6 protein-coding genes are annotated in these 8,553 nt (G+C 60.6%); all 6 read right to left on the bottom strand.

The window, feature by feature from the left end; translation table 11 throughout:
• Window positions 1-203: 203 nt before the first annotated feature.
• From fabI to ACW9JC_RS26475, 6 genes are read right to left on the bottom strand one after another with little or no spacing between them, the layout of a single operon-like run.
• On the bottom strand, window positions 204-998 hold the full coding sequence (fabI, locus tag ACW9JC_RS26500; RefSeq protein WP_457458691.1) for an enoyl-ACP reductase FabI: 795 nt from the start codon (window positions 996-998) through the stop codon (window positions 204-206).
• Window positions 999-1,018: 20 nt separating this feature from the next.
• Complete coding sequence (locus ACW9JC_RS26495) at window positions 1,019-2,629, bottom strand: ABC transporter ATP-binding protein (protein ID WP_457458689.1); 1,611 nt, start codon at window positions 2,627-2,629, stop codon at window positions 1,019-1,021.
• Window position 2,630: 1 nt separating this feature from the next.
• Complete coding sequence (locus ACW9JC_RS26490) at window positions 2,631-3,650, bottom strand: ABC transporter permease (protein ID WP_416127152.1); 1,020 nt, start codon at window positions 3,648-3,650, stop codon at window positions 2,631-2,633.
• Window position 3,651: 1 nt separating this feature from the next.
• Window positions 3,652-4,725, bottom strand: a complete 1,074-nt coding sequence (locus tag ACW9JC_RS26485; protein ID WP_034146535.1) for a microcin C ABC transporter permease YejB — start codon at window positions 4,723-4,725, stop codon at window positions 3,652-3,654.
• 4 nt (window positions 4,726-4,729) lie between these two features.
• Window positions 4,730-6,571: an extracellular solute-binding protein gene (locus ACW9JC_RS26480; RefSeq protein WP_457458687.1), complete on the bottom strand. Its 1,842-nt coding sequence runs from the start codon at window positions 6,569-6,571 to the stop codon at window positions 4,730-4,732.
• The gene (locus ACW9JC_RS26475; protein ID WP_457458693.1) at window positions 6,568-8,388 is read right to left on the bottom strand and encodes an extracellular solute-binding protein; all 1,821 of its coding nucleotides are present in this window, start codon (window positions 8,386-8,388) and stop codon (window positions 6,568-6,570) included. Before ACW9JC_RS26475 ends, ACW9JC_RS26480 begins: the two co-directional genes overlap by 4 nt.
• Between the last annotated feature and the right edge of the window lie 165 nt (window positions 8,389-8,553).

The raw sequence follows: 8,553 nt of genomic DNA, 5'->3' as shown, positions 1-8,553 counted from the left end.
AATGCCTGACAGGCTGACCCCAAAACCCTGTAGGAGCTGAGCTTGCTCGCGATAGCGGACTGAAACTCACCAATGATGTCGACTGACTTACCGCTATCGCGAGCAAGCTCAGCGCCTACAGGGGTATTGTGTTTTACCTCGTAAATCCCAGACACAAAAAAAACCCGCCAAAACAGGCGGGTTTTTTATTGGCTAACCGAAGATCACTCTTCGATGTTGCCCATGGCCGTGGTGTTGAAACCACCGTCCACGTACATGATTTCGCCGCTGATGCCGGAAGCCAGGTCCGAGCACAGGAAGGCGCCGGCGTTGCCGACTTCGTCGATGGTGACGTTGCGACGCAGCGGGGTTTGCGCTTCGTTGGCAGCCAGCATCTTGCGGAAGTTCTTGATGCCGGAAGCGGCGAGGGTGCGGATCGGGCCGGCCGATACGCAGTTTACGCGGGTGCCGTCCGGGCCCAGGGAGCCGGCCAGGTAACGGACGCCAGCTTCCAGGGAAGCCTTGGCCATGCCCATGACGTTGTAGTTCGGCATGGTGCGCTCGGCGCCCAGGTACGACAGGGTCAGCAGGCTGCCGTTGCGGCCTTTCATCATTTCGCGGCCAGCCTTGGCCAGGGCCACGAAGCTGTAGGCGCTGATGTCGTGAGCGATGCGGAAACCTTCACGAGTGGTGGCTTCGGTGAAGTCGCCGTCCAGTTGGTCGCCCGGTGCGAAGCCGACGGAGTGCACGATGCAGTCCAGGCCGTCCCACTTCTTGCTCAGTTCTTCGAAGACCTTGGCGATTTCTGCATCGCTGGCCACGTCGCACGGGAAGCACAGGTCAGGGCTCGAACCCCAGCCTTGTGCGAACTCTTCGACACGACCCTTGAGTTTGTCGTTCTGATAAGTGAAGGCAAGCTCAGCGCCCTCGCGATGCATGGCGGCAGCGATGCCGGATGCGATGGACAGCTTGCTGGCGACACCGACGATCAGTACGCGCTTACCGGCGAGAAAACCCATGTGTTGCTCCTCTTTTCAGGTTATTGCGCAGTGGCTGGTGCCAAAAAAGCGGCTTCCAGCAACTGCTGTGTATACGGATGTTGGGGGGCGGCAAAAATGCTTTGCGCGTCTCCCTGTTCGACCACTTGGCCATGCTTGACCACCATCAGCTGGTGGCTCAGCGCTTTCACCACAGCCAGGTCATGGCTGATAAACAGATACGTCAGGTTGTACTTGCTTTGCAGTGAACGCAAAAGCTCCACCACTTGGCGTTGCACGGTGCGGTCGAGGGCCGAAGTCGGCTCGTCCAGCAGAATCAACGCCGGTTTTAGCACTAATGCCCGGGCAATGGCGATTCTCTGCCGTTGCCCGCCGGAAAATTCGTGGGGGTAGCGGTTCCGGGTTTCCGGGTCCAGACCTACCTCCTTGAGTGCCGCAATGATCGCTTGTTCCTGTTCCGCCTCGGTGCCGATCCTGTGGATCCGCAGACCCTCGCCAACGATCTGGCTCACGCACATCCGTGGGCTCAGGCTGCCAAACGGGTCCTGAAACACCACCTGCATCTCCCGACGCAGCGGCCTGACCTGTTGCTGCGTCAGGCAGTCTAGCTGTTTGCCTTCAAAACGGATCGCGCCTTTGCTGCCGATCAACCGCAAGATCGCCAGCCCCAGCGTCGACTTGCCGGAGCCGCTTTCACCCACGATCCCCAAGGTCTGGCCCTGAGGCAGGCTGAAATTGATGCCATCCACCGCTTTGACGTAATCCACCGTGCGCTTGAGCAGGCCTTTCTTGATCGGGAACCAGACTTTCAGGTCCTCGACTGCCAGCAGTGGCGGGCCGATTTCATTGGTCGCCGGCGTCCCGCTGGGCTCCGCTGCCAGCAGGATCCGAGTGTACGGATGCTGCGGCGCGCGGAACAACTCTTCGCACGATGCCTGTTCGACGATGCAACCGCGCTGCATGACACATACGCGATGCGCAATTCTTTTCACCAGGTTCAAATCGTGACTGATCAGTAGCAGCGCCATGCCCAGGCGGGCCTGCAATTCCTTGAGCAATTCGAGGATTTTCAGCTGAACGGTCACGTCCAGCGCGGTGGTCGGTTCGTCGGCGATCAGCAGCTCCGGCTCGTTGGCCAGGGCCATGGCGATCATCACGCGTTGGCGCTGACCGCCGGACAACTCATGAGGCAGGGCCTTCAGGCGTTTTTCCGGCTCGGGGATGCCGACCATCTCCAGCAGCTCCAAAGTACGCTTGGTCGCGACTTTGCCGACCAGCCCCTTGTGGATGCCCAGCACCTCGTTGATCTGCTTTTCGATCGAGTGCAGCGGGTTGAGCGAGGTCATCGGCTCCTGGAAGATCATCGCGATCCGGTTACCGCGGATGTGGCGGATGGTTTTTTCTTTCAGGTTCAGCAGGTTTTGTCCGGCGTACTCAATGGTGCCGGACGGGTGCCGGGCGAGCGGGTAGGGCAGCAAACGCAGGATCGAGTGCGCGGTCACCGATTTGCCGGAACCGCTTTCGCCCACCAGCGCCAGGGTTTCGCCGCGCTTGATGTCGAAGCTGACGCCTTCGACCACGCGTTGGCTGTGATCACCGACGACAAATTCGACGGCGAGGTCGCGCACTTCGATCAGATTGTCCTGATTCATTTCACTTCCTCGGGTCGAAGGCATCGCGAGCGGACTCGCCGATGAACACCAGCAAACTCAACATCAACGCCAACACCGCAAACGCGCTCATGCCGAGCCACGGCGCCTGCAGGTTGGATTTGCCCTGGGCCACCAGTTCACCCAGCGACGGGCTGCCGGCCGGCAAGCCGAAGCCGAGGAAATCCAGGGCGGTCAGCGTACCGATGGCGCCGGTCAGGATGAACGGCATGAAGGTCATGGTCGAGACCATGGCGTTGGGCAGGATGTGGCGAAACATGATCGCGCCATTCTGCATGCCCAAGGCCCGGGCGGCACGCACGTATTCCAGGTTACGCCCGCGCAGGAACTCGGCGCGCACCACGTCCACCAGGCTCATCCAGGAAAACAGCAGCATGATCCCCAGCAGCCACCAGAAGTTCGGCTGGACGAAACTGGCGAGGATGATCAGCAGGTACAGCACCGGCAACCCGGACCAGATCTCCAGGAAGCGCTGCCCGGCCAGATCGACCCAGCCGCCGTAGAAGCCCTGCAACGCACCGGCAATCACGCCGATGATCGAGCTGAGAACGGTCAGCGTCAGGGCAAACAGCACCGAAACGCGGAAACCGTAGATCACCCGGGCCAGTACATCGCGGCCCTGGTCATCGGTGCCCAGCAGGTTGTCCGCCGAGGGCGGCGCTGGCGCCGGGACTTTCAGGTCATAGTTGATGCTCTGGTAGCTGAACGGAATCGGCGCCCACAACACCCAGGCATCCTTGGCCTTGAGCAGTTCGCGGATGTACGGGCTCTTGTAGTTGGCTTCCAGCGGGAATTCGCCGCCGAAGGTGGTTTCCGGGTAACGCTTGAGCGCCGGGAAGTACCAGCCGTTGTCGTAGTGCACCACCAGCGGCTTGTCGTTGGCGATCAGCTCGGCGCCGAGGCTGGCGCCGAACAGGATCAAAAACAGCCACAGCGACCACCAGCCGCGCTTGTTGGCCTTGAACAGTTCGAAGCGGCGGCGATTGAGAGGGGACAGGTTCATCTCAATGCTCCCGGCTTTCGAAGTCGATGCGCGGATCGACAAAAGTGTAGGTGAGGTCGCCAATCAATTTCACCACCAGCCCCAGCAGGGTGAAGATGAACAGCGTGCCGAACACTACCGGGTAATCGCGGTTGATCGCGGCTTCGAAGCTCATCAGGCCGAGGCCGTCGAGGGAGAAGATCACCTCCACCAGCAACGAACCGGTGAAGAAAATCCCGATGAACGCCGACGGGAAACCGGCGATCACCAGCAGCATCGCGTTGCGGAATACGTGGCCGTAGAGCACGCGGTGATTGGTCAGGCCCTTGGCCTTGGCAGTAACCACGTACTGCTTGTTGATTTCATCGAGGAAGCTGTTTTTGGTCAGCAGGGTCATGGTCGCGAAGTTGCCGATCACCAACGCGGTCACCGGCAATGCCAGGTGCCAGAAGTAGTCGAGGATCTTGCCGCCCATGCTCAATTCATCGAAGTTGTTCGAGGTCAGCCCGCGCAACGGGAACCAGTCCAGATAACTGCCGCCGGCGAACACCACGATCAGCAGGATCGCGAACAGGAACGCCGGGATCGCATAGCCGACGATGATCGCCGAGCTGGTCCAGACGTCGAAGTGGCTGCCGTGTCGCGTGGCCTTGGCGATCCCCAGCGGGATCGACACCAGGTACATGATCAGCGTGCTCCACAACCCGAGCGAAATCGACACCGGCATCTTTTCCTTGATCAGGTCGATGACCTTGGCGTCGCGGAAGAAGCTGTCGCCGAAATCCAGCGAGGCATAGTTCTTGACCATGATCCACAAACGTTCCGGCGCCGATTTGTCGAAGCCGTACATGTGCTCGATTTCCTTGATCAGCGCCGGGTCCAGGCCTTGGGCGCCGCGATAGGCGGAACCGGCCACCGACACTTCGGCACCGCCGCCGGCAATGCGGCTGGTGGCGCCTTCGAAGCCTTCGAGCTTGGCGATCATCTGCTCCACCGGCCCCCCGGGGGCGGCCTGGATGATCACGAAGTTGATCAGCAAAATGCCGAACAAGGTCGGAATGATCAGCAGCAGTCGCCGAAAAATATACGCCAGCATCTGATTACTCCGTGCCCGCAGGGTCGGCTTGCAATTTGGTTTCGATCTCTATCGCCGGTTTGGCATCGGGCTTGACCCACCAAGTGGCCGTGCCGATGTCATATTTAGGCGAGACCTTCGGGTGGCCGATGTGGTTCCAGTACGCCACGCGCCAGGTCTTGATGTGCCAGTTGGGGATCACGTAATAACCCCATTGCAGCACGCGGTCCAGTGCACGGGCGTGGGCCACCAGGCTTTTGCGCGAATCGGCGTTGATCAGTTGCTCGACCAGTTGGTCCACCACCGGGTCTTTCAGGCCCATGGAATTACGGCTGCCGGGTTTGTCGGCGGCCGCAGTCATCCAGAATTCACGCTGTTCGTTGCCCGGCGAGTTGGACTGCGGGAAGCTGCCGACGATCATGTCGAAGTCCCGCGAGCGCACGCGGTTGACGTACTGCGAGACGTCGACGCGGCGGATCACCAGTTCGATGCCCAGGTCGCTCAGGTTGCGCTTGAACGGCAACAGCACCCGTTCGAACTCAGTCTGGGCCAGCAGGAATTCGATGCTCACCGGTTTGCCGGTGGCGTCGACCATCTTGTCGTCGACGATGCGCCAGCCGGCTTCTTGCAGCAACTGATAGGCCTTGCGTTGCTGGGTGCGGATCATGCCGCTGCCGTCGGTGACCGGGTTCTGGAACGACTCGGTGAACACCTGCTCGGGGATCTTGCCGCGGAACGGGTCAAGAATCGCCAGCTGATCGGCGTCCGGCAGGCCGGTGGCGGCCATTTCCGAGTTCTCGAAATAACTGCGAGTGCGCGCGTAGGCGCCGTTGAACAACTGTTTGTTGGTCCATTCGAAGTCCAGCAACAGGGTCAGGGCCTGGCGCACGCGCACGTCCTGGAACACCGGGCGGCGCAAGTTGAAGACGAAGCCTTGCATGCCGGTGGGGTTGCCGTTGGGGATCTGTTCCTTGATCAGCCGGCCTTCGGTGACCGCCGGAATGTTGTAGGCGTTCGCCCAGTTCTTCGCGGTCATCTCCAGCCAGTAATCGAACTGCCCGGCCTTGAGCCCTTCGAGCGCCACGGTGTTGTCGCGGTAATAGTCGGTGGTCATCACATCGAAGTTGTAGAAACCGCGATTGATCGGCAGGTCCTTGCCCCAATAGTCCTTGACCCGCTCATAGCGCACCGAGCGCCCGGCCTTCACTTCAGCGACCTTGTACGGTCCGCTGCCCAGTGGCATCTCCAGGTTGCCCTTGTTGAAATCACGGGGCGCCCACCAGTGTTTGGGCAGCACCGGCAACTGGCCGAGGATCAACGGCAACTCACGGTTGTTTTTATGCTTGAACCTGAACAGCACGGTCAGCGGATCTTCGGCAACCACATCTTCGACGTCGTTGTAGTAACCGCGGTACATCGGCGCACCGTCCTTGATCAGCGTCTGGAAGCTGAACACCACGTCTTCGGCGCGCACTGGATGGCCATCATGGAAACGCGCTTCGGGCCGCAGATAGAAGCGTACCCAGTCGTTGTCCGGGGCCTTTTCGATCTTGCCGGCGATGAGGCCATATTCGGTGAAGGGCTCGTCCAGGCTCTGCCTGGCCAGGGTGTCGTAGATCAGGTCGATATCGTTGGCCGACACGCCTTTGCTGATGAACGGATTGAGGCTGTCGAAACCGCCGAAACCGGCCTGGCGGAAAATGCCACCCTTGGGCGCGTCCGGGTTGACGTAATCGAAGTGCTTGAAATTGGCCGGGTACTTCGGCGGTTCGTTGTACAGGGTCAACGCATGTTGCGGGGCGGCACTGGCCAGCCCGGCGAACAACAGGGCGCTGGCCTGCAAGAGCAGGGCGCTGATGGGTTTCATCGATCTTTCTCCGAAGACTTCAACCACCACGCGCTCAGGCCCATGGTGTAGGGCGGCGTGGTGACGAAGGCGAACCGATTGCGGTACGCCAGGCGGTGATAATTGAGATACCAGTTGGGAATGATGTAGTGCTGCCACAGCAGCACCCGGTCGAGGGCCTTGCCGGCGGCGACTTGTTCATCGCGGGTCTTGGCCGCGAGCAGTTGTTCGAGCAGGTGATCGACCACCGGATTGGCAATGCCCGCGTAGTTCTTGCTGCCCTTGACCCCGACCTGGCTGGAGTGAAAGTACTGCCACTGTTCCAGACCGGGGCTGAGCGTCTGGTTAAGGGTCATCAGGATCATGTCGAAGTCGAACTGGTCGAGGCGCTGTTTGTACTGGGCGCGATCGACGGTGCGCAACCGGGCGTCGATGCCGATGCTGGCAAGGTTCTCGACGTAAGGCTGAAGGATGCGTTCCAGGTTCGGATTGACCAGCAAGATCTCCAGGCGCAATGGTTGCCCGGCCGCGTTCTGCAAGCGCTGGCCGTTGAGCTTCCAGCCCGCCTCGGCGAGCAGGCTCAAGGCCTTGCGCATGGTTTCCCGAGGAATGCCCTGGCCTTGGGTTTGCGGCAGGCTGAACGGTTCGGTGAGCAATCGGGCGGGAAGCTGTTCGCGGTACGGCTTGAGCAGTAGCCATTCATGGCCGACCGGCAGGCCGGTGGCGGAGAACTCGCTGTTGGGGTAGTAACTCATGGCGCGTTTGTAGGCGCCGCTGAACAGCGTGCGGTTGGTCCACTCGAAGTCGAACATCAACCCCAGCGCTTCGCGAACCCGGGCCTCGGCAAACGTCGCGCGGCGGCTGTTCATGAACAGGCCCTGGGTCTGGGTCGGGATCTGGTGCGGGATCTGCGCCTTGATCACGTCGCCACGGCGTATTGCCGGAAAGCCATAACCGTTGGCCCAGTTCTTTGCCTGATGCTCGATGTAGATGTCGAACTCGCCGGCCTTGAACGCTTCGAACGCGACGTCGCTGTCTCGGTAGAACTCGACTTCCATGCGGTCGAAATTGTACTTGCCGCGATTGACCGAAAGATCCTTGCCCCAGTAATCCTTGACCCGCTCGAAGACGATCTGCCGGCCCGGCGTCACCGAGGTAATGCGATACGGCCCGCTGCCCAGCGGCGGTTCGAAGGTGGTCGCCTTGAAGTCGCGACCTTTCCAGTAGTGCTGCGGCAGCACCGGCAACTCGCCCAGACGCAGGATCAGCAAAGGATTGCCGGCGCGCTTGAACACGAACCGAATGCGCTGCGGGTTGAGAATGTCGACCCGCAACACTTCCTGAAGATTGGTGCGGTACTGCGGATGGCCTTCCTTGAGCAGCAACCGGTAGGAGAACGCGACGTCGTACGCGGTGATCGGCGTGCCATCGTGGAAGCGCGCTTCGGGGCGCAGGTTGAACACCACCCAGCTGCGGTCTTCGCTGTACTCCACCGATTGGGCGATCAGGCCATAACTGGAGGTGGGCTCATCACCCGACGGTGCGTACTGGCCGGTGCCGACCATCAGCGGTTCGTTGAGCTCGTTGATGCCGTATTGCAGGAAGTTCGGTGTGGCAACCGGGCTGGTGCCCTTGAAAGTGTACGGGTTGAGTGTGTCGAACGTGCCAAACGCCATCACCCGCAACGTACCGCCCTTGGGCGCTTGCGGGTTGACCCAGTCGAAGTGGGTAAATCTGGCCGGATACTTGAGCGTGCCGAACTGCGCATAACCATGGCTTTCGCTGATCGTCGCGCTTGCGGTGGAACTCAAGGCCAGGCTGATCAGGAGCAGGAGCAGGGGACGCTTCAAATAAGAAATCCGATCCGGGCGGCTTGGGCTTGGTGGCCCGTACAGTAACAGCTTGTATGGACAGGAAAAAGACAGGCTTCGAAAGCACTGTTCGGGCATAAAAAAAGATCGCAGCCTTCGGCAGCTCCCACATGGAATGGTGTTCATCCTGTA

The sequence above is a fragment of the Pseudomonas sp. SDO5591_S426 genome, assembly GCF_054070755.1.
Note: the sequence above shows the minus strand (reverse complement) of the source record. Positions and strands in the feature narration are given on the sequence as shown.